Origin of the sequence: Pseudorhodoferax aquiterrae (assembly GCF_014652235.1) — a bacterium.
Taxonomy (GTDB): domain Bacteria; phylum Pseudomonadota; class Gammaproteobacteria; order Burkholderiales; family Burkholderiaceae_C; genus Pseudorhodoferax; species Pseudorhodoferax aquiterrae.
Genome location: NZ_BMYK01000004.1, coordinates 392,509 through 412,543, shown reverse-complemented (window position 1 = coordinate 412,543; position 20,035 = coordinate 392,509). Strand labels below are relative to the sequence as shown.

Here is a 20,035-nt window from a genome sequence, read left to right as displayed (position 1 = left end):
CCGGCGGGCGCCGGATCATACAAAGCCCGGCAACGGGCCCGCCGGCCGCAGGGGTGTCGCCGGCGGGACGCGGCTCCCCGCAAACCCGGATGCACCGGCACCGCCCCTGCATCAAGAATGCGCCGCACCATCACCTCTTCCAGGAGACCCCACCGCATGCCCCGTTCCGCGTTCCACCGCCGCCATCTGCTGGCCTTGTGCGCCAGCGCCGCCTTCCTGCCGTCCGTGCACGCCCAGGCGTACCCGAACAAGCCCATCCGCGTGGTGGTGCCCTACCAGGCCGGCGGGGCGACCGACGTGATCGCGCGGGTGTTCGGCGACAAGCTGGCCGCGCGTCTCGGCCAGCCCGTGGTCATCGACAACAAGGCCGGCGCCGGCGGCATCCTGGGTACGGACACGGTGGCCAAGGCCGCGCCGGACGGCTACACGCTGCTGGTGACGCTGAGCACCTCCATCCTGATCAACCAGTTCCTCTACACCAAGCTGCCCTACAACCCGCAGAAGGAACTGGCGCTGGTCTCGCAGCTGGCGGCCGCGCCGATCACGCTGGCCGTGCACCCCAGCGTGCCCGTGAAGACCGGCCCCGAGCTGCTGGCCTACATGGCCGCCCACAAGGGCAAGGTCTCGTACGGCTCCTACGGCATCGGCTCGCATGCCCACCTGGCCGGTGCGCACATGAGCCGCGTGCAGAACGCCGACATGGTGCACGTGGCCTACAAGGGCGAGGCGCCCATGCTGCAGGACCTGATCGGCGGCCAGGTGCAGATGGCCTATGCCAGCGCACTCGGCGTCAAGCCGCACGCCGAGACGGGCCGGCTGCGCATCGTCGGTGTGACCGGCCCGCGCCGCATGAGCGTGCTGCCCGAGGTGCCCACGCTGCTCGAGCAGGGCATGACCGACGACGTGTACGGCGTGGTCGGCTTCATCGGCATGGCCGCGCCGGCCGGCACGCCGCGCGAGATCGTCGAACGCGTGGCGCGCGAGGTCCAGGCCATCGGCCAGATGGAGGACGTGCGCGCGCGCATCACGTCCATGGGCTTCGAGACCGCCGCCAACGGCGTGCGCGACTTCGAGGCCGTCTACAAGAAGGACCTGCCGATCTGGCAGAAGCTCGTGCAGGAGTCGGGTGCACGGTTGGATTGAGGCCGCGCGGGCCGGTCACAATCGCGCCCCGTGCTCGCCATCCTGTCCGCCACCTTCCCGTTCTTCGCACTGATCCTGGCCGGCTACGTCGCGGCGCGGCGGCGGATGCTGCCGCTGGAGGCGATCCCGGGCCTGAACGGCTTCGTGCTGTTCTTCGCCCTGCCCTGCATGCTGTACCGCTTCGGCGCCAGCACGCCGCTCGCGCTGCTGCTCGATCCGGTGCTGGCTGCGGTCTACACGCTGTGCGCGGCGGTGTTGGTCATCGGCGTGGTGGCGGCCGACCGGCGCCGCCTGGGCTGGAACGACGCCGCCCTCGGCGCCCTGGTGGCCGCCTTCCCCAACAGCGGCTTCATGGGCGTGCCGCTGCTGGTGGCCCTGCTGGGCGCCAGCGCCGCGGGCCCGGTGATGCTGACGCTGGTGGTCGACCTTCTGCTGACCACCTCGCTGTGCGTGGCTCTGTCGCGGCTGGACACCGCGGGCGCTGCGGGCGCCCGCCAGGCGCTGGCGCGGGCGCTGCAGGGCGTGGCGCGCAACCCCATGCCCTGGTCCATCGTGCTGGGCATGGCCAGCCAGGCCCTGGGCGTGCGGCTGTGGCAGCCGCTGGACGCCACTATCGCGCTGCTGGCCGCCGCGGCCTCGCCGGTGGCGCTGTTCACCATCGGCGCCGTGCTGGCACGCTCGCAGATGCTGGCCCACCGCGACGAGCACCGCCCCGTGCCCTGGCGCGAGGTGCTGCCGGTCGTCGTGCTCAAGCTGTTCGCGCATCCGCTGCTGGTGTGGGGCGCCGGCATGGGCGCCATGGCCCTGGGCCTGCCGATCACGCCGTTCGCGCTGTCGGCCATGGTGCTGGCCGCGGCACTGCCCAGCGCCAGCAACGTCTCGCTGCTGGCCGAGCGCTTCGGCGCGAACAACGGCCGCATCGCGCGCATCATCCTGTGGTCCACGGCCGCAGCCTTCTTCAGTTTCTCGGCGGCGGTCGCGCTGCTGCGCTGAACCGCGTGTCCCTTTCACCGGAGCTCCACATGTCCTCGCACCGCACCGACCAGTACGCCCTCGCCGACTGCACGGCCCACGAGCTGGTCCAGCTCTACCGCACCGGCCAGGCCTCGCCGCTGGAGGCCGCCAGCGCCGTGTTCGGCCGCATGGACCGCGTGGACGGCACGCTGAATGCCTTCTGCCACCTGGACCCCGAGGGCGCGGCCCAGGCCGCCCGCGCCAGCACCCAGCGCTGGCAGCAGGGCACGCCGATCGGCCCGCTGGACGGTGTGCCCGTGTCGATCAAGGACCTGATCCTGACCCGGGGCATGCCGACCCGGCGCGGCAGCGCCACCATCGCCGCCGAACAGCCCTGGGAGGTGGATGCCCCCGTCACGGCCCGGCTGCGCGCGGCCGGCGCCGTGATCGTGGGCAAGACCGCCACGCCCGAGTTCGGCTGCAAGTGCGAGACCAATTCGCCGCTGACCGGCCTCACGCGCAACCCCTGGAATCCCGCCAAGACCACGGGCGGCTCCTCGGGCGGCGCCGCCGCGGCCGTGGCGGCCGGCATGGCGCCGATCGCCATCGGCACCGATGGCGCGGGCTCCATCCGCAACCCGGCCGCGCTGTGCGGCAACTTCGGGTTCAAGCCCAGCTTCGGCCGCGTGCCGGCCTGGCCGCTGTCGCCGTTCGGCACGGTCGCGCACCTGGGCCCGCACACCATGAGCGTGCTCGACGCGGCCATGGTCATGAACGTGATCAAGCAGCCCGATGCGCGCGACTGGACTTCGCTGCCCTTCGACCCGCGCGACTACCTGGTCGGCCTCAACGACGGCGTGCGCGGCCTGCGCGTAGCCTGGTCGCCCACGCTATGCTTCGCCAAGGACGTGCACCCCGAGGTGGCGGCCGCCACGCTGCGCGCGGCCGAGGCCTTCGTCGCCATGGGCGCGCTGGTCGAGCAGGTCGACCCCGGCTTCGCCGACCCGCTGGACATCTCCACCGGCCTGTGGTTCCTGGGCGCTTGGCAGGTCTGGAACGGCCTCACACCGGACCAGCAGGCGCTGACCGATCCGGACTTCGCGGCCCAGGCGCAACTCGGTGCGCGCCTGTCCACGCTGGACGTGCAGGAGCTGCACCTGCGCCGCGGCGCGCTGGGTTCGCACATGCGCCAGTTCATGGGCGGCTACGACCTGCTGCTGACGCCGGCCGTCTCCATCCCCGCCTTCGACGCGCTGCCGGCTGGCCACCGCCCCATGGACGCGCAGAGCATGCTGGGCTGGTCGCCGTTCAGCTACCCGTTCAACCTCACGCAGCAGCCGGCCTGCTCCATCCCCTGCGGCCTGACCGAGGGCGGCCTGCCGATCGGCCTGCAGATCGTGGGCCCCATGTTCGGTGACGCCATGGTGCTGCGGGCCGCGCGCGCCTACGAGAGCATGCACCCGATCCCCCGGCCGGACCTGAACCCGCTGCTGTAGACACGCGCTGATAATGCGCCCCGTGCACGCGCACGGCGCGCGGCAGGGAGGGGACGGCACATGACATTTCTCGCGATCGACATCGGCAACACCCGGCTCAAGTGGGCGCAGTACGACGCCCCGGCACCGGGCGCACGGCTGCTGGCGCACGGCGCGGAATTCCTCGAGAACATCGACAAGCTCGGCGACGGCCCCTGGGCTGCGCTCAGCGAGCCGCAGCACATGCTGGGCTGCCAGGTGGCCGGCGATGCGCTCAAGCGCCGCACCGAGGAGCAGATGGAGCTGTGGGACGTCACGCCGCAATGGGTGGTCTCGAGCAGCGAGGAAGCCGGCCTGCGCAACGGCTACGACCACCCCACGCGCCTGGGCACGGACCGCTGGGTCGCCATGGTCGGCGCGCGCCACCGTGTGCTGCGCCGCGACGGGCCGCGCCCCATGGTGGTGGTGATGGTGGGCACGGCCGTGACCGTGGAAGCCGTGGACATCGAGGGCACCTTCCTGGGTGGCCTGATCCTGCCCGGCCACGGCATCATGCTGCGCGCGCTGGAGTCCGGCACGGCCGGCCTGCACGTGCCCACGGGCGACGTGCGCGACTTCCCCACCAACACCAGCGACGCGCTGACCAGCGGCGGCACCTACGCCATCGCGGGCGCGGTCGAGCGCATGGTGCAGCACCTGCAGCAGCACGCCGGCGAGGAGCCGGCCTGCATCATGACCGGCGGTGCCGGCTGGAAGATGGCGCCGCACATGACCCGGCCGTTCGAGCTCGTCGACAACCTGATCTTCGACGGACTGCTGGAACTCGCGCAGGCACGCTTCGCGCGCTAGGCGCTCAGTGCAGCAGGCTTCGCGCCTGCACCACCGGTGGCCGGGTCACGATGCGCGGCAGGCCGTCGGCGGCGTCGAAGGCGCGGGCCAGGTGTTCGATCAGCTTGCGCACGCGCAGCGGCTGGTGCTGGCGCTCGCGGTAGACCAGGAAGATGCCGGGCGCCGGGCAGGCCCAGGCGGCCAGCACGGGCTGCAGTTCGCCGCGCTCCACGGCCGGGTCGGCCAGCACGCGGGGCAGCACGGCCAGGCCCTGGCCCAGCAGCGCGGCGGCCATCAGCGCTTCCACATGGTTGGCACGCAGTGCCTGGCGCAGCTGGGGCTGGGTGCGCTCCTGCGTGACCGGGTGGCTGAACTGCCAGGCCCGGCTCGCGCCCGGGCCGCTGTGCACCACACAGTCGTGGCCGGCCAGCTCGTCCGGGTCGCGCGGCACGCCGCGCGCGCGCAGGTAGGCCGGCGCCGCGTAGACACCCATGGGCACCTCGCCGATGCGGCGCGCCACGAGGTGCTCGGGCAGCGCCTGGGCGATGCGCAACGCCAGGTCCATGCCACCGTCGTCCATGGATTCCAGTGCATCGCCGAGCACGAGATCGATGCGCACCCCCGGATGCTGCGCCATGAAATCGGCCAGCAACGGCGCCAGCCGCGCTGCGCCGAACGAGGCCGGCGCCGAGAAGCGGATGTCGCCCGCCACCTCCTCGCCGTGCAGGCGGCTGCTGCGCATCAGGGCCTCGTAGGCGCCGATCACGCCGCGCGCACGGGCCAGCGCGGCCTCGCCCTCGCGTGTGAGCGCCACGCGCCGCGTGGAGCGCTGCAGCAGGCGCAGGCCCAGGCTCTGCTCCAGTTCCTGCACGGCGCGCGTGACCACGGGCGTGGACAGGTCCAGCGATGCCGCAGCCCGCGTGAAGCTGTTGCGCTCGGCCACGGCGGCGAAGATTTCGAGGGCTTTGAGTCGGTCCATGGGCGCATGGTGCGCCGCAACAACCGACATGGAATCTCAACCGGGTTTCGGTTTGTTTCGTTTCATGTCAAGCCGTCCACCGCCTGGAACATGGCCTGGCGCGCCTGGCTGATGACCTGGCCCTTCCACGCGTCGGTGTCCGTGTAGAAGGCCGCGAGCAGACGTGCGCGGATCTGTTCGGCCAGCGCCGGCGGCGCGTCGGGGTGCCGGTGCAGCCAGTGGTCGCCGCGCAGGGCCTCGATGACCTCCTCGAAAGGCACCGTGCCGTACTCCAGCGCCAGGCCGGTGTATTCGGCGTGCGGGCACTCGTCGTACACGGCGTTGAAGGCCATGCCGGTCAGGAAGGCGGAGGTCGAGGAGCCGTCGTAGATCGAGGTCACGCCCGTTCCCCACCAGGCCCGCGCCCGCGCGAGCGCGGCCGCATCGTCGCGGCAGGCGAAGATGCGCTCGCCCATGCCCGAGGGCCCCAGGCCCGTGTGCAGGTCGATCCAGGCCAGCAGGCGCGCGCGGCCGGCCTCGCGCCGCAGCACTTCGCGCCAGGCCCGGTTGCTCCAGGTCGGCCCCGTGCCGCCGTAGAACAGGCCATCGGCAAAGCTGTGCTGGCCGCGGCTCACGGCGGACTGCAGTGCCGCCGCGCCATGCCGGGCCACATGGGCGGCCACGGCGGCCCGGTTGGCGTCCGTGGGCGGCCACTCGGCGGGCAGCATGAGCCCGTGCACCTCGGCATAGGCCGGGTTGTCGGGCAGCGGCTGCGCGAAGTCCTGGAAGTTGCGGTTCAGGTCCACGTTCTCCTGCGTGACGCGGCGCGTCCAAGAGAAGCCGTAGGGGTTGAGCGCATGCACGTACAGCACGGCCACGCCGGCCGCCTGGGCCTTGGCCCGCCATTCGGCGTCGTGCAGCGCGAACACCTGCACGCCGCTGCCGCAATGGCCTTCGACGCCGTGGCAGGCGCTCGTGACGATCAGCAGCCGCTCGGCATCGGGCGGGCCGTCGCGCGCCGTGTCCAGCGCCAGCGCCTCGCCTTCGCGGCCGGGCAGCGGGTGGGCCAGCGAGGCGATGGCCAGCCCGGCGCGCGCCGCGCCCTCGAGGAACTTGGCGCGCGCGTCGCGGTAGCTGGACGAGAAGGCCTGCGCGACGCCGATCATCGTGCCGGGCGCGCCAGCCACGCTTCGGCCAGCCGCACCCAGTAGCTCGCACCCAGCGGGATCAGCTCGTCGTTGAAGTCGTAGCTGGGGTTGTGGATGGTGCAAGGCCCGGCGCCATGGCCGATCTCGCGGTGCGCACCGTCGCCGTTGCCGATGAAGCAGTAGGCGCCCGGCCTGGCCTGCAGCATGTAGGCGAAGTCTTCCGCGCCCATCGTCGGCTCCTGCAGGCGCACGTTGTCGGCACCGACGATGCCGGCCATGACCTCGCGCGCGAAGGCGGTCTCGGCCGGGTGGTTCACGGTGGGCGGGTAGTTGCGCACGAACTCGAACTCGCACTGCGCGTCGAAGGCCGCGCAGATGTTCTCGGCGATGGCCTGCATGCGCTGCTCGATCAGGTCCAGCACCTCCAGCGTGAAGGTGCGCACCGTGCCCTGCAGCTCGCAGCTGTCTGGCACCACGTTGGTGGCCTCGCCGGCATGGACCATGGTGACCGAGATCACGCCCGCGTCCACCGGCTTCTTGTTGCGGCTGATGATGGTTTGGAAGGCCTGCACCATCTGGCAGGCGATGGGCACCGGGTCGGTGCCCATGTGCGGCAGCGCCGCATGGCTGCCCTTGCCGCGGATGGTGATCTTGAACTCGTTGCTCGACGCCATGACCGGGCCTTCGCTGACCGCGAAGCAGCCCACCGGCAGGCCGGGCCAGTTGTGCATGCCGAACACGGCCTCCATCGGGAACTGTTCGAACAGGCCGTCCCGGATCATCTCGCGCGCGCCGCCACCGCCCTCCTCGGCCGGCTGGAAGATCAGGTAGACGGTGCCGTCGAAATGGCGGTTCTTGGCCAGGTGCTGGGCCGCCGCGAGCAGCATGGCGGTGTGGCCGTCGTGGCCGCAGGCGTGCATCTTGCCCTGGTGCCGGCTGGCATGGGGGAAGGTGTTGAACTCCTGCATGGGCAGGGCGTCGATGTCGGCGCGCAGGCCGACCGCACGGGACGAGCTGCCGTTCTTCACGATGCCGACCACGCCGGTCGTGCCCATGCCGCGGTGGATCGGGATGCCCCATTCCGTGAGCTTGGCCGCCACGAGGTCGGCCGTGCGGACCTCCTCGAAGCACAGCTCGGGATGGGCGTGGATGTCGCGGCGGATGGCGGCGATGCCGGCGGCCTGGCCGACGATGGAATCGATGAGCTTCATGTGACTGGCGTCATGTCGGGTGGCGGGCTTTGCAGTCTAGCGTTGCGGCGTCGCTCCAGCGAGAACGGCGTGCTGGAACACCCGGCACGCATGGCAGGCTGAGTGGCCCTGCGGTCAGATGACATGGACGAGACCGCTGCGCTTCAGCCGCACGCAGCCTTTGCCGGCCACTCCTACCAACGCGCACAATGCGCCGATGCTCTCCCCCGAATCCCTGCAGCTGGCCCAGACCCTGGTGCAGCTCGACACCCGCAGCCATGTCAGCAACCTGCCGCTGATCCACTTCGTGCGCGACCACCTGGCCGCGCTGGGCATCGCGAGCCGGCTGACCTACAACGCCGACAGGACCAAGGCCAACCTGTTCGCCACGCTGGGCGAACACCGGCCGGCCGGCGTGGTCCTGTCGGGCCACACCGACACCGTGCCCTGGGACGGGCAGGACTGGACCGTCGACCCGCTCTCGGCCACCGTGCGGGACGGCCGGCTCTACGGCCGCGGCAGCGCCGACATGAAGGGCTTCATCGCCGTGGCGCTGGCCAACGCGCGCCGGCTGGCCGAAGGCAGCGCGCCGTTCGCCGTGCACCTGGCGCTTTCCTACGACGAGGAGGTCGGCTGCTTCGGCGTGCGCGAGCTCATCGCCGACCTGCGCGAAGCCGGCATCCGGCCCCTGGCCTGCATCGTCGGCGAGCCCACCAGCATGGTGCCGGCCATCGCCCACAAGGGCGTGTACCGCTACAAGTGCTGCGTGCGCGGCAAGGAGGCGCATTCCTCGCTCACGCCGCTGTCGGTCAACGCGATCGAGATGGCGGCGCGGCTGGTCGGCAAGGTCCGTGACATGGCCGAAGGCTTCGAGCGCGAGGAGCCGCGCTACGCAGGCTTCGACGTGCCCTTCTCCACCGCCAGCGTGGGCCAGTTCCACGGCGGCATCGCCGACAACGTGGTACCGCGCGATGCCGAGTTCCGCTACGAGTTCCGCGACCTGCCCACGGCCGACGCGGCCGCCATGCAGGCCCAGGTGCTGGCCCATGCACGCGCACTGGAGCCGGCCATGCAGAAGGTGGCGCCCGATGCCGGATTCCGCTTCGAGACCATCTGCGAGATCCCGAGCTTCCTGGGTTCGGCCGACGACGCCGTCACGCGGCTGGCGCTGCAGCTCTCGGGCGAGCGCCGGACCACGCTCGTGGCCTTCGGCACCGAGGCTGGGCTGTTCAAGGGCGCCGGCATTCCCACCGTGGTCTGCGGCCCCGGCAGCATCACCCAGGCCCACCAGCCCGACGAGTACGTGAGCCTGGAGCAGCTGGCGCGCGCCGAGGCCTTCGTGCGCGGCCTGGCCAGCACACCCTCAATCGCCTGAACAAGAACGACGGAGCCCACCGATGTCCCTCGCCCTCGACCTCCCCCGCAACGGCCAGGTGCGCGGCGCCTGCCCGCACGACTGCCCCGACACCTGCGCGCTCGTCACCACCGTGGCCGACGGCGTGGCCACGCGCGTGCAGGGCAATGCCGATCACCTGCACACGGGTGGCGTGCTGTGCACCAAGGTCTCGCGCTACGTGGAGCGCAGCTACCACGCCGAGCGGCTGCTGCAGCCGCTCAGGCGCGTCGGCCCCAAGGGTTCGGGCCGCTTCGAGCCGGTCGGCTGGGACGAGGCGCTGGACGACATCGCCGCGCGCCTGTCGGCCATCGCCGCGCGCGCGCCCGAGGCCATCCTGCCCTACAGCTACGCCGGCACCATGGGCCTGGTGCAGGGCGAGAGCATCGCGGCGCGCTTCTTCCATGCCCTGGGCGCCTCACTGCTGGACCGCACCATCTGCGCCTCGGCCGGTGCCGAGGGCCTCACGCAGACCCTGGGCGGCAAGGTCGGCATGAAGGTGGAGTTCTTCGCCGAGGCGAAGCTGATCCTGGTCTGGGGCGGCAACGCGATCGCCAGCAGCCTGCACTTCTGGCGCTACGCGCAGGAGGCCAAGCGCCGCGGCGCGCGGCTGGTGTGCATCGACCCGCGCCGCACCGAGACCGCCGACAAATGCCATGAGCACATCGCGCTGCGGCCCGGCACGGATGCCGCGCTGGCGCTGGCCCTCATGCACGAGCTCATCGTGCACGACTGGCTGGACCATGATTACCTGCGCGAGCACACGCTGGGCTGGGAGCAGCTGCGCGAACGCGCGCTGCAATGGCCACCCGCGCGCGCCGCCGAAGTCTGCGGTGTGCCGCAGGAGCAGATCGAGCGCCTGGCGCGCGACTACGGTGCGTGCAGAAGCGGCGGCGAAGGGGGCTCCGCCGCCATCCGCCTGAACTACGGCATGCAGCGCACGCGCGGCGGCGGCAACGCGGTGCGCGCCGTCGCCAGCCTGCCCGCGCTGATCGGCGCCTGGCGCCACCGCGCCGGCGGCATGCTGCTGAGCAGCTCGGGCCAGTTCCCGGTGCAGCGCGCGGCCCTGCAGCGGCCCGACCTGCTGGCCGGCCGCCGGCCGCGCACCGTCAACATGAGCACCATCGGCGACGCGCTGCTGCACCCGGGCGACGCCGCCTTCGGCCCGCGCATCGAGGCCGTGGTGGTCTACAACAGCAACCCTGTGGCCGTGGCGCCCGAATCGGCCAAGGTGGTGCAGGGCTTCGCGCGCGAGGACCTGTTCACGGTGGTGCTGGAGCAGTTCCAGACCGACACGGCCGACCATGCCGACTACGTACTGCCAGCCACCACCCAGCTGGAGCACTGGGACATCCATCCCTCCTACGGCCACACCGACGTGCTGCTGAACCGCCCGGCCATCGCGCCGCTCGGCCAGGCCCGGCCCAACACCGCCATCTTCCGCGCGCTGGCCGCGCGCATGGGCCTCATCGATCCCTGCCTGCAGGACGACGACGAGACGCTCAGCCGCCAGGCCTTCGGCGATGCGGTGGACTTCGACGCGCTGCTGCGCGACGGCTTCGCCACGCTGGCCCTGCCCGATGCGCCGTTCGCGCAGGGCAACTTCCCATCGCCCTCGGGCCGCTGCGAGTTCTTCAGCGCCAGGCTCGCGGCCCAGGGCCTGGACGGCCTGCCCGACCACCTGCCCAATTACGAGGCCATCGGCAGCTCGGCCGACTACCCGCTGGCCATGATCTCGCCGCCGGCGCGCAACTTCCTGAACTCCAGCTTCGTCAACGTGACCAGCCTGCGCGCCATCGAGGGCGAGCAGCTGCTGGAGATCCACCCCGTCGATGCCGCCGCGCGCGGCATCGCCGATGGCAGCACGGTGCGCGTGTTCAATGGCCGCGGCAGCTACCGCTGCCGGGCCGAAGTCAGCACGCGGGCGCGCGAGGGCGTGGTCAACGGCCTCGGGATCTGGTGGCGCAAGCTGGGCCTGGACGGGCGCAACGTCAACGAGCTGACCAGCCAGCGCCTGACCGACCTGGGCCGTGCGCCGACCTTCTACGACTGCCTGGTCGAGGTCGAGGCCGACAGCGCCGCCGTCGCCAGGTAGTCCGCCAGGGCCGCCGCCGGCAGCGACCGGCTGAACAGGTAGCCCTGGTAGTCGCGGCAGCCCTCGCGCAGCAGGAAGTCGCGCTGCGCCGCAGTCTCCACGCCCTCGGCCATGACCTGCAGGCCCAGGCTCTTGGCCAGGCCGATGATGGTGCGCACGATGGCTTCGTTGTTGGCGTCGCAGCCCAGCGCGCGCACGAAGGACTGGTCGATCTTGATCTGGTCCAGCGGCAGCCGGCGCAGGTAGGCCAGCGAGGAGTAGCCGGTGCCGAAGTCGTCCAGCGCGAAGCCCACGCCATGGGCCTGGAGCGCCGCCATCTTGGCCGCCGTGCCTTCCATGTCCTCGACCAGCAAGCCCTCGGTCAGCTCGAACTTGAGCCGGCGCCCGTCGGCCCGCGTGCGCGCCAGCACGCTCGCGCACTGGGCAACGAAGTCCGGATGGCGGAACTGGCGCGGGCTCACGTTGACCGCCATGTTGAGCCCCGCCGTGGCCGGGTGCTGGGCCCAGCGCGCCAGCTGGAAGCAGGCCTGCCGCAGTACCCAGCGGCCCAGCTGCATGATCAGGCCGGTGTCCTCGGCCAGCGGGATGAATTCGGCCGGCGCGATGTCGCCGCGCTCGGCATGCTGCCAACGCACCAGCGCTTCGACGCCGGTCACGCGGCCATCGGCGTCCACCTGGGGCTGGTAGTGCAGCGTCAGCGCGTTCTGCGCCAGCGCCACGCGCAGGTCGGCCTCCAGCGCCGCGCGGGCCGTCACGGCGGCCTGCAGCCCGGGGTCGAAGAAGCGCAGCGTGTTGCGGCCCGCGCCCTTGGCCTGGTACATGGCGATGTCGGCCTGCTTCAGCAGTTCCAGCACGCCGCCGCTGTGGCCGTGGAACGGCGCGATGCCGATGCTGCAGGTCGACAGGTGCTCGTTGCCGGCCAGCGCGAACGGCGTGTTCAGCGCGGCCAGGATCTTCTCGCCGATCTGGCGCGCGTGCTGGGCCACGGCCTGGTCGTCCTGGCCCAGGTCTTCGAGCATCACGACGAACTCGTCGCCGCCCAGGCGCGCCACGGTGTCGCTCTCGCGCACGCTGTCCTGCAGCCGGCCGGCCACCTGCTGCAGCAGCAGGTCGCCCATGCCATGGCCCAGCGTGTCGTTGAGGGTCTTGAAGTTGTCCAGGTCGATGAACATCAGCGCGCCGCCGCGGCCGCTGCGGTGCTCTGTGGCCAGCGCGTGCTGCAGCCGGTCCATCAGCAGCAGGCGGTTGGGCAGCTGCGTGAGCGGGTCGTAGAAGGCCAGCTGCTGGATCTCGCGCTCGGCCGCCTTGCGCGCCGTGATGTCGGTGTGGATGGCCAGCACCGATTCGGGTGCACCCTCCTCGTCGCGCACCAGGGTCCAGCGCGCGCCCACGGTCACGGTGCTGCCGTCGCGCCGCTTCTGCACCAGCTCGCCGGCCCACTCGCCGCGCGCGTGCACGTCGCGCAGGGCCTGTTCGAAGGCGCCGCGGTCGTGCTGCAGCCGCGTCACGCGGAAGTCGGCGCCGACCTCGCTGCCGCGCCAGCCGTACAGGCGCTCGGCCCCCTGGCTCCAGAACAGCACCTGGTGGTCCATGCCGCAGACCACGATGGCGTCCTGCGCCAGGTCCAGCAGCGAGGCCTGGCGGCGCAGCCGGCGGTCCTGCTCCTGGCGCTCGAGCTCGGCGCCCACGCGTGCGGCGAAGATCTGCATGGTCGACAGCACCAGCTCCACGTCCGGCGGGCGCTGGTCGAACAGCGTCACCAGCATGCCCAGCAGGCCGCCGGCCGAGTCCTCCAGCCGCACGCCGGCATAGGCCGCCGGGCGCCAGCTGCCCAGCGCACACGCCATGGCCGGCGAGGGCTGCGGCAGCGTCTCGGTGTAGCAGCTGGGCTGGTGCAGCAGCGGCTCGGCCGGCGTGCCGATCAGCGCGAATTCGGCGTTCTCGCGGAACGCCCCATCGACCACCGCCGCGATGCTGCGCACCGTCTGGCGTTCGGGTGTGTGCAGGCGGCCCACGAAAGCGGCCCGCGCGCCGACGGCCTGGGCCATGTGCTGCGCCATGGTGCGGAAGAAGGCATCGCCCGTCGAGGTCGAGACCGCCGCCGCCACCTGCAGCACGGCCGCATGCAGCCGGCGCTGGCGCTGCTCGGTCTGCAGGTTACGGATGCCGAAGGCCAGGTTGTTGGCCAGCTCCTGCAGCAGCGCGATCTCGTCGCGGCCGATCTGCACCACGTCGGGCGCGTAGAGGTAGAAAAAGCCGAAGGTGCGCTGCCGGTCGCGCAGGGGCAGGCAGGCCACGCCGCGGAAGCCACTGGCCAGCGCCTCGTCCAGCCAGGGCGCGAAGCTCGGGTCCTCGGCGATGTCCGCCACGATCACCACCTCGCCGCTGCGCACGGTGCGCGCGGCCGGGCCTCGGCCGTTGGGCCCGTCCTCGGCCCAGGACATCGGGATGCCCTTCATGAAATCGGCATCGTCGCCCGCATGGGCCATCACCTCGATGGTCCTGCCGGCATCGTCGTGCGCATAGCCGACCCAGGCCATGGCATAGCCGCCGATGTCCACGGAGATGCGGCACACGCCGCGCAGCAGGCCAGCCTCGGACTCGGCACGGATCAGCGTCTCGTTGCAGGCGCTCAGCATGTGCTGGGCCCGGCTCAGCCGCGCGAGTTCCCGGTCGGCCTGCAGGCGCAGCGTCACGTCCGCCAGCCCGCCGACCATGCGGCGCACGCGACCGGCGGCGTTGCGGATCAGGTAGGCGCGGCTGCTGACGGGCACGACCACGCCGTCCTCGCGCTGCAGGCGGAAGCTGTCGGTCCAGGTGTCCTCGGCGCCGGCCAGCGCGGCGTCCAGCGCGGCATGGATGCGCCCGGCGTCTTCGGGGTGCACGTCGGCCAGCCAGTTGCGGCCGGCCTCGGTCCAGCGCGCCGCCTGCGCGCCCATGAGGCGCTGCGCACCCTCGCTCCACCAGACCGTGCTGGCCTGCAGGTCCCAGTCCCAGACCGCATCGGCCATGGCGCGCAGCAGGTGGCGAAAGCGCTCCTCGCCCTCGCGCAGCACGTCGGAGGCCTGCTTGCGCTTGGACACGTCGCGCAGCAGCACCTGCAGCCGGCCCTCGGGCAACGGCTGGGCCCGCACCTCGAGCCAGCGGCCCAGGCTGGTCGAATACGACTCGAAGGCCACGGCGCAGGACTCGCGCAGCGCCCAGCTGCACTCGGCCGCGAAAGCCGCCTCGCCCGGGGCCTGGAACAAGGCCCCCAGGGTCTGGCCGCGCAAGGCCGCCAGCGAGCGCCGCAGCAACCGCACCGCCTTGCCGTTGGCCTCACGGACCGCACCGCCGGCATCGAGCACGATGCGCGCGTCCGCTGGCACGACTCGGGGCGGGACGGGGCTCATGGAAGCGGTGGTTCTCCGGCGGCGCCGCTCGCGGCGGGGGGAACACAGTGTAGTTGTGCGACAGTCGCGCCGTGCACCCCACCCCCGAGCCGCCTGCGGCGGCGGACGTCTCTGCCATGCTGTACCGCGCGGCCATCGGCCCGGACCGCGGTGACCATTACCTGCGGCGCTTCCAGGCCCGCGACGCGGGCGCCACGCCCGCGCCCGGCCGGCTGCACTGGCATTGGGGCGGCTTCGTCTCGGCGCTGGCCTGGCTGGCCTGGCGCGGGCAGATCGGCGCGGCCGCGCTGTGGGCCGGCGCCGCGCTGCTGGGCAGCGTGCTGGCCCTGGGCCTGGCGCGCCTGCTGTTCGGGGCCGGCGCCGCGCCGCTGGCCTGGCTGCTGGCGGGGCTCACGCTGGCGGCCTCGCTGGCCTGGGGCCTGGGCGCAGAGCGCCTGTACCACCGCCTGTGCAACCGGCGCATCCTGGCCGCGGTGGCTGCGCACGCCAGCATCGGCGCGGCCTGCGCCGCGCTGCAGCGTAGCCAGCCCGGCCGGGCGGCGCGCTGGGCCGCGTTGCTGGCACTGCAGGGCTTGGTGCTGCTGGCCCTGGCGGGGCTGGTACTGGCCATGCGGCCGCTGCCGCCGCAGCCACCGCCCGAGCGGCTGGCGCCGGGCCTGCGGTCCGCCCCGGTCGCGCCCGCCGTGGCCGTGCAGGCCGCGGCCCCGCTGCCGACGACAAGTCCCCGCCCAGAGACCCCGGCAGCGCCCGACCCGGCGCCCCTGGCCAGCCAACCTGCGCCGGCCGACCCCGCGCCCGGCGCCAGCACGACGCCGGCCTCAGCGCCTGCGCCGCCCGCACTGCCCGCACCAGAGGCCGGCACGGCGTCCTCCGCGGCCCGGCCTGCGCGCGCGAAGGCCCCGGCGTCGGCCGCGGCCGGCCGCCATGCCGTGCAGATCGGCGTGTTCGCCGATCCCGCCAACGCCCAGGCCGCGCTGGACCGCCTGCGGGCAGCGGGCCTGCCTGCGCGCAGCGATGCGTTGGAGACGGGCCGGCAACGCGTGCGCGCCGGCCCCTTCGCCACGCGCGAACAGGCGCTGCGCGCCAGCGAGCGCATCCAGGCTCTGGGGCTGCCTGCGGTACCGGTACAGCTGCCGGCCGCGCCCTGACGGGCATCCGCTTCTTCCTCCGTGTGGAGGACCGTGCGCACGCCCGATGCCGCCGTGCTCGGTATGCTGCGCGGCTTGCACCACCCACCCTTCGGAGAACCCATGAAAGCAAAGCAGGCGCTCGCCGCCATCGCCGTCGCTGGCGCATTCGCCGCCCCCCAGGCCTGGGCCGACATCGTCTGGAACTGGAGCTACAGCGGCGCGGGCATCCAGGCCGGCGGCACCCTCACGACCGAGGACGCCGCCGATGCCGACGGCTTCCGTCTGATCACGGCCATCAGCGGCAGCCGCAACGGCGACCCGATCACGGGCCTGTACCCCACGGGTGCGGCCATCCCCGGCAATGAGCCGTTCGCACTGGACAACCTGATCCGCTTCGGTCCGCAGGGCCAGATCACTGTGCACGGCTTCGGCTTCACCACCGCGGCGGGCGGCTACGCCAATCCCTTCTACGCGGACTTCTTCGATCCCGCCATCTACATGGAAGTGTTCACCACGGCCGCGACCTACGCCGAAGTGCCCGTCACGTTCACGGCCTCGGTGGTGCCCGAGCCGGCCAGCATCCTGCTGCTGCTGGCAGGGCTGGGCGCGGCCGGCTGGGCCGGCGCGGGCCGGCGCCGCGGCGCAGCCACGCCGGCCTGAGCCGGGCGCGCGCTGCGACGATGCGGCCACGTCCGACGCCGCGCAGGCGTGGCGCGGCCTATGCTGCCGGCACGATGCACGAAGACCCCGCCCCCCTTCCGGACCGTTCCGAACACCCTGCTGCCGCCGCCCCGGCCACGCTGCGGCAGCGGCTGCAGGCCCTGGACCTGCGGCTGCGCCGCGCCATCGCCGAGCGCCCGGTCCTGGCCGCCGGGCTCGCTGCAGCAGCTGCGGCCGTGCTGACGCAGGCCGGCACCGTGGCGTTGCGGCGCGCCCTGGCCTCCAGGGCCGTCGCGCCCACGCCCTCACGCAAGCGGGCCTGGCCTGGGTTCGGCTGGCCTGCAGTCGCGGCGCTGCCTGACAGACTGCGCGCGCCCGCCGCGCATGATGGTGGCAGGTCGTCCGCTGTCGGACGGCTGCTGGCCTGCCGCAGCCCGCGGCGGCCCCACTTCAAAGGACATAGCATGCTGGAACAGGCACAAGGCACCGTCAACGAGATCGCCGGCAAGGTGCAAGGCGCATTCGGACGCGCCACCAACGACACCGCAACGCACCTGGAAGGCCAGGCGCGCGAGACCATGGGCAAGGCCCAACAGGTGTACGGCGACGCGCTCGACCATGTGCGCGAATCGGCCGTCAAGAACCCGCTGGGCACCATCGCGGTCGCCGCAGGCGTCGGCCTGCTGGTCGGCCTGCTCTGCAGCCGACGCTGAACGCACGCGCGGCCCCGGGCCGCGCCGTCATGCGGCCAGGTGCACGGCCTGCGCCGACTCCGCCGGCACTGCGCAGCACAGAAGCGCCTCGCCAGCCGGCACGGCAAAGGCCGGCGGCTCGGCATAGGTGACCGCCCCAGTGAGCACCCGCGTGCGGCAGCTGCCGCAACTTCCCCCGCGACAACCGAAGGCCGGCGCCAGGCCGCGCGCTTCGGCCACCTCGAGCAGGCTGCCGTCGCCAGGCTTCCACCTCGCCTCCTTGCCCGATGCGGCGAAGACGATGCGCACCGGCTGCGTGGCCGCCGGTGGCATGGCGCGCCCTTCGGCCGCGCCCGTGCGCCGCAGCGCCGAGGGCCCGAACGCCTCGGCATGGATGCGCGCGTCGGGCACCTGCAAGGCGCGCAGGCCGTCGTAGGTCTGCTGCATGAAGGCCGCGGGCCCGCACAGGTAGAAGTCGTGGTCGCCGAAGGGCAGCGTGGCCTTCAGCAGCGCCATGTCGATGCGGCCGGCGTGGTCGTGGTCGCGGCCGGGTGGCGCATCGCCGGGCGCGCTCAGCACGCGCACCCAGCGCACCGCGCCCTGGGCGGCATCGACGAGTGCGGCGATCTCGGCATCGAAGGGCCGCTCCGCACGCGTGCGTGCGGCCTGGAACAGCCAGGTCGGCCGGAAGTTGCGTGTGCGCCGGCCCTCGTGCACCACATGGCGCAGCATGGCCAGCAGCGGCGTGATGCCGATGCCGGCCGCCAGCAGCACGGCCGGCCGGCGCTGGGCCGCATCGATCGTGAAGCTGCCGGCCGGCGCACGCACGTCGACCAGGTCGCCTTCGGCCAGCTGGTGCAGATGCTGCGAGGCCTGGCCTTCCTTCTTGACGCTGATGCGGTAGGCCCCGTCGGCGGGCGCGAGCGACAGCGTGTAGCTGCGCAGCAGCTGCGTGCCGTCGGCCAGCGTGAGCCGCAGCGGCAGGTGCTGCCCGGCCTGCGGCGGCACGGCGGCCATGCCGTCGGCGGGCTCCAGGACCAGCGAGCGCACCGTCGTGCTCTCGTCCACCGCACGCGCCACGCGGAACGGGCGCCACTGCCCGGCCAGCGCCTGCGCCGCCAGGCGCTGCCCGGCCTCGGGCCAGCTGCCCGTCATCGCGAGGTTGGGCGACCAGCCGTTCTCCGCCATCTGCCAGCGCAGCGGCAGAGCGTCGGGTCGGAACACCACGCGGCGCGGCCGGAAGGTCCACAGCCGCTCCGCGCCCGCGAAGGCCGCGGTCTCCGGCGCATCGAGCAGCACGCGGGCCTCGCCCGTCATCTGCAGCAGGTCGCCCGTGGCGGGGTCGGCGAACACCAGCCCGGCCCGGGGGTTGACGAGCAGGTTGCCCAGCGTCATGAAGAACAGGTTGCCCGAGAAATCGGGGATGGTCAGCACGCCGTCCGCGTCCACGCGCACGAAGCCGGGCTTGCCGCCGCGGTGCGAGACGTCCACCTGGCGCGTGCCGTCCTCGCCCTCGATGTAGGAGGCCACGTAGAAGCTGTCCGCGCCCGCGATCAGAGCCTGGGCGCGCGCATCCAGCCGGTCGCTCTCCACGGCCGGCGCGCGGCTGGGTTCGGCCGGGTCGCGCACGAAGGCCACATGCCGGTTCTGGATGTAGCGCGGGCAGTTGCCGAAGCTCTGCACCACCTGGATGTCGAAGCCGTGCCCGCCCTGGCGCCGCACCTGACCATTGAGCCGGTTGCGCCGGCGCGTCATGGGCTCGATGCCGACCAGGCCGATGGCCTGGCCGTCGCCCAGTCCGGCCTCCGCCGGGTCGGCCGCATCGCGGCCCACGCCGACGTGCAGGGTCTGCGCGTCGGGCGCGTGCATGAAGCCGGGCCGGCCAGCCCGCAGCGTGGCCCAGGCGTCGCCCGCGGCGTCCACGCTGCCCAGCGCCACGTAGTGCAGCAGCGGGTAGAACTCCCGGTGCTGGTCGAGCAGGAAGTTGCGCACGTACAGCCGGCCGGGCCGGTCCATGTGCTCGGCGGCGCCGACGCTGTGCTGCAGCGCCAGCTCGCCACGGTGCCAGGGCGAGGCGGGAACGGTGGTGGGGTCGGACATGGGGCGGCTCCTGCGCTCAGAAGGTGTGAATGAACCGATCGCGCCCACGACGGGGTGCGGCGGGCCGCAGGCGAAGGCGCAGGCCGCAGCCCGGGCTGATGCCCGGGCAAGGACTGCAACGCCCGCATGCGGCCTGGCGCGCCCCGGCCCGAAGGGCGAGGCCCCGGGCGCGACGATGATGATGGAAACAGGAGCTCATTGGGGGCCTCGCATGGGTGTGAGCGGTTCGTTCACACGTTCTCAGGCCGCCAGGCCCACGGGCGTGCGTTCGAACGCGACGAAGCCAGGCAGCGCCTCGATGCGGCCCAGCCAGGCCCGCACCTGCGGATAGGCCGCGAGGTCCACATTGCCTTCGGGGGCCCGGGCGGTGTAGCTGTACAGCGCCACATCGGCCACCGTGGGCGTGGCCCCCAGCAGGAAATCGCGCCCGGCCAGCGCCGCTTCCATCTGGGCCAGGATGCCGTGGGCGCGCTGGATCACCTCCTCGGGCCGGAACGGCGCGCCGAACACCGTGACCAGGCGCGCCGCGGCCGGTCCGTAGGCGATCTGGCCGGCCGCCACGCTGAGCCACCGCTGCACCTGGGCCGCGGCCGCGGGCGCGTCGGGCAGCCAGTCGCGCCGGCCCAGCTTGGCCGCCAGGTAGACCAGGATGGCGTTGGAGTCGGCCACGATGGTGCCCGCGTCGTCCAACACCGGCACCTGGCCGAAAGGGTTCAACGCGAGGAAGGCCGGCTGCTTGTGCGCGCCCTGGGCCAGGTCCACATGGACCAGTTCGTGGTCGATGCCGAGCAGGTTGAGAAAGAGGCGCGCGCGGTGCGCGTGGCCGGACAGCGGGTGGTGGTAGAGCTTCATGGTGCTTCCTTTTGCAAGGGCGCCG

General features: G+C 72.8%; 15 protein-coding genes. 9 read left to right on the top strand and 6 right to left on the bottom strand.

Going from position 1 to position 20,035, the window contains the following annotated elements:
* Positions 1-156 precede the first annotated feature (156 nt).
* The 4 genes from IE209_RS09855 to IE209_RS09840 are packed head-to-tail and all read left to right on the top strand — an operon-like array spanning position 157 to position 4,421.
* Positions 157-1,143 carry a Bug family tripartite tricarboxylate transporter substrate binding protein gene (locus tag IE209_RS09855; protein WP_189686761.1) on the top strand — a complete coding sequence of 329 codons (987 nt, stop codon included), beginning with the start codon at positions 157-159 and terminating at the stop codon, positions 1,141-1,143.
* 30 nt (positions 1,144-1,173) lie between these two features.
* Positions 1,174-2,136 carry an AEC family transporter gene (locus tag IE209_RS09850; protein ID WP_189686760.1) on the top strand — a complete coding sequence of 321 codons (963 nt, stop codon included), beginning with the start codon at positions 1,174-1,176 and terminating at the stop codon, positions 2,134-2,136.
* A 29-nt stretch (positions 2,137-2,165) separates the two neighbouring features.
* Positions 2,166-3,593: an amidase gene (locus IE209_RS09845; protein WP_189686759.1), complete on the top strand. Its 1,428-nt coding sequence runs from the start codon at positions 2,166-2,168 to the stop codon at positions 3,591-3,593.
* 60 nt (positions 3,594-3,653) lie between these two features.
* On the top strand, positions 3,654-4,421 hold the full coding sequence (locus IE209_RS09840) for a type III pantothenate kinase (RefSeq protein ID WP_145552447.1): 768 nt from the start codon (positions 3,654-3,656) through the stop codon (positions 4,419-4,421).
* 4 nt (positions 4,422-4,425) lie between these two features.
* Here IE209_RS09840 and IE209_RS09835 read toward each other — a convergent pair whose 3' ends face one another.
* The 3 genes from IE209_RS09835 to IE209_RS09825 form a co-directional block, all read right to left on the bottom strand.
* A complete protein-coding gene (locus tag IE209_RS09835) occupies positions 4,426-5,379 on the bottom strand; it encodes a LysR family transcriptional regulator (RefSeq protein WP_189686758.1) in 954 nt (317 codons plus the stop codon).
* A gap of 62 nt (positions 5,380-5,441) precedes the next feature.
* A complete protein-coding gene (locus tag IE209_RS09830) occupies positions 5,442-6,524 on the bottom strand; it encodes a M14 family metallopeptidase (protein ID WP_189686757.1) in 1,083 nt (360 codons plus the stop codon).
* On the bottom strand, positions 6,521-7,717 hold the full coding sequence (locus IE209_RS09825) for a M20 aminoacylase family protein (RefSeq protein ID WP_189686756.1): 1,197 nt from the start codon (positions 7,715-7,717) through the stop codon (positions 6,521-6,523). The genes IE209_RS09830 and IE209_RS09825 overlap by 4 nt, the downstream gene beginning before the upstream one ends.
* Before the next feature lie 196 nt (positions 7,718-7,913).
* On the opposite strand from IE209_RS09825, the gene argE reads away from it, so the two are divergent.
* Both argE and IE209_RS09815 read left to right on the top strand, forming a co-directional pair.
* Entirely contained in the window at positions 7,914-9,071 is a 1,158-nt protein-coding gene (gene argE / locus IE209_RS09820; RefSeq protein WP_189686755.1) for an acetylornithine deacetylase, read from the top strand.
* 22 nt (positions 9,072-9,093) lie between these two features.
* Positions 9,094-11,184, top strand: coding sequence for a molybdopterin-containing oxidoreductase family protein (locus IE209_RS09815; protein WP_189686754.1), 2,091 nt, complete (start codon positions 9,094-9,096; stop codon positions 11,182-11,184).
* On the opposite strand, the gene IE209_RS09810 is transcribed toward IE209_RS09815, so the two are convergent.
* Positions 11,133-14,576, bottom strand: coding sequence for a bifunctional diguanylate cyclase/phosphodiesterase (locus IE209_RS09810; RefSeq protein ID WP_189686753.1), 3,444 nt, complete (start codon positions 14,574-14,576; stop codon positions 11,133-11,135). The genes IE209_RS09815 and IE209_RS09810 overlap by 52 nt on opposite strands.
* 71 nt (positions 14,577-14,647) lie before the next feature.
* On the opposite strand from IE209_RS09810, the gene IE209_RS09805 reads away from it, so the two are divergent.
* The 3 genes from IE209_RS09805 to IE209_RS33780 all read left to right on the top strand — a co-directional run bounded on the left by IE209_RS09805 (position 14,648) and on the right by IE209_RS33780 (position 17,079).
* Entirely contained in the window at positions 14,648-15,724 is a 1,077-nt protein-coding gene (locus IE209_RS09805) for an SPOR domain-containing protein (protein WP_189686752.1), read from the top strand.
* Positions 15,725-15,826: 102 nt separating this feature from the next.
* Positions 15,827-16,366 (top strand): PEP-CTERM sorting domain-containing protein, encoded by a 540-nt coding sequence (locus IE209_RS09800; RefSeq protein WP_189686751.1) that lies wholly within the window; start codon positions 15,827-15,829, stop codon positions 16,364-16,366.
* Between the two features lie 74 nt (positions 16,367-16,440).
* The gene (locus IE209_RS33780) at positions 16,441-17,079 is read left to right on the top strand and encodes a CsbD family protein (RefSeq protein ID WP_229882777.1); all 639 of its coding nucleotides are present in this window, start codon (positions 16,441-16,443) and stop codon (positions 17,077-17,079) included.
* 27 nt (positions 17,080-17,106) lie between these two features.
* Here IE209_RS33780 and IE209_RS09790 read toward each other — a convergent pair whose 3' ends face one another.
* Positions 17,107-19,158 carry a 2Fe-2S iron-sulfur cluster-binding protein gene (locus IE209_RS09790; RefSeq protein WP_189686750.1) on the bottom strand — a complete coding sequence of 684 codons (2,052 nt, stop codon included), beginning with the start codon at positions 19,156-19,158 and terminating at the stop codon, positions 17,107-17,109.
* A 240-nt stretch (positions 19,159-19,398) separates the two neighbouring features.
* Positions 19,399-20,010 (bottom strand): glutathione S-transferase family protein, encoded by a 612-nt coding sequence (locus tag IE209_RS09785; RefSeq protein WP_189686749.1) that lies wholly within the window; start codon positions 20,008-20,010, stop codon positions 19,399-19,401.
* Between the last annotated feature and the right edge of the window lie 25 nt (positions 20,011-20,035).

Bases quoted from the DNA above. Each gene is read 5' to 3' on its own strand.
- IE209_RS09835 (WP_189686758.1), bottom strand. From the start codon at position 5,379: ATGGACCGACTCAAAGCCCTCGAAATCTTCGCCGCCGTGGCCGAGCGC.
- IE209_RS09840 (WP_145552447.1), top strand. From the start codon at position 3,654: ATGACATTTCTCGCGATCGACATCGGCAACACCCGGCTCAAGTGGGCG.
- IE209_RS09830 (WP_189686757.1), bottom strand. From the start codon at position 6,524: ATGATCGGCGTCGCGCAGGCCTTCTCGTCCAGCTACCGCGACGCGCGC.
- IE209_RS09790 (WP_189686750.1), bottom strand. From the start codon at position 19,158: ATGTCCGACCCCACCACCGTTCCCGCCTCGCCCTGGCACCGTGGCGAG.
- IE209_RS33780 (WP_229882777.1), top strand. From the start codon at position 16,441: ATGCACGAAGACCCCGCCCCCCTTCCGGACCGTTCCGAACACCCTGCT.
- IE209_RS09810 (WP_189686753.1), bottom strand. From the start codon at position 14,576: ATGAGCCCCGTCCCGCCCCGAGTCGTGCCAGCGGACGCGCGCATCGTG.
- IE209_RS09825 (WP_189686756.1), bottom strand. From the start codon at position 7,717: ATGAAGCTCATCGATTCCATCGTCGGCCAGGCCGCCGGCATCGCCGCC.
- IE209_RS09800 (WP_189686751.1), top strand. From the start codon at position 15,827: ATGAAAGCAAAGCAGGCGCTCGCCGCCATCGCCGTCGCTGGCGCATTC.
- IE209_RS09855 (WP_189686761.1), top strand. From the start codon at position 157: ATGCCCCGTTCCGCGTTCCACCGCCGCCATCTGCTGGCCTTGTGCGCC.
- IE209_RS09845 (WP_189686759.1), top strand. From the start codon at position 2,166: ATGTCCTCGCACCGCACCGACCAGTACGCCCTCGCCGACTGCACGGCC.
- argE (WP_189686755.1), top strand. From the start codon at position 7,914: ATGCTCTCCCCCGAATCCCTGCAGCTGGCCCAGACCCTGGTGCAGCTC.
- IE209_RS09785 (WP_189686749.1), bottom strand. From the start codon at position 20,010: ATGAAGCTCTACCACCACCCGCTGTCCGGCCACGCGCACCGCGCGCGC.
- IE209_RS09815 (WP_189686754.1), top strand. From the start codon at position 9,094: ATGTCCCTCGCCCTCGACCTCCCCCGCAACGGCCAGGTGCGCGGCGCC.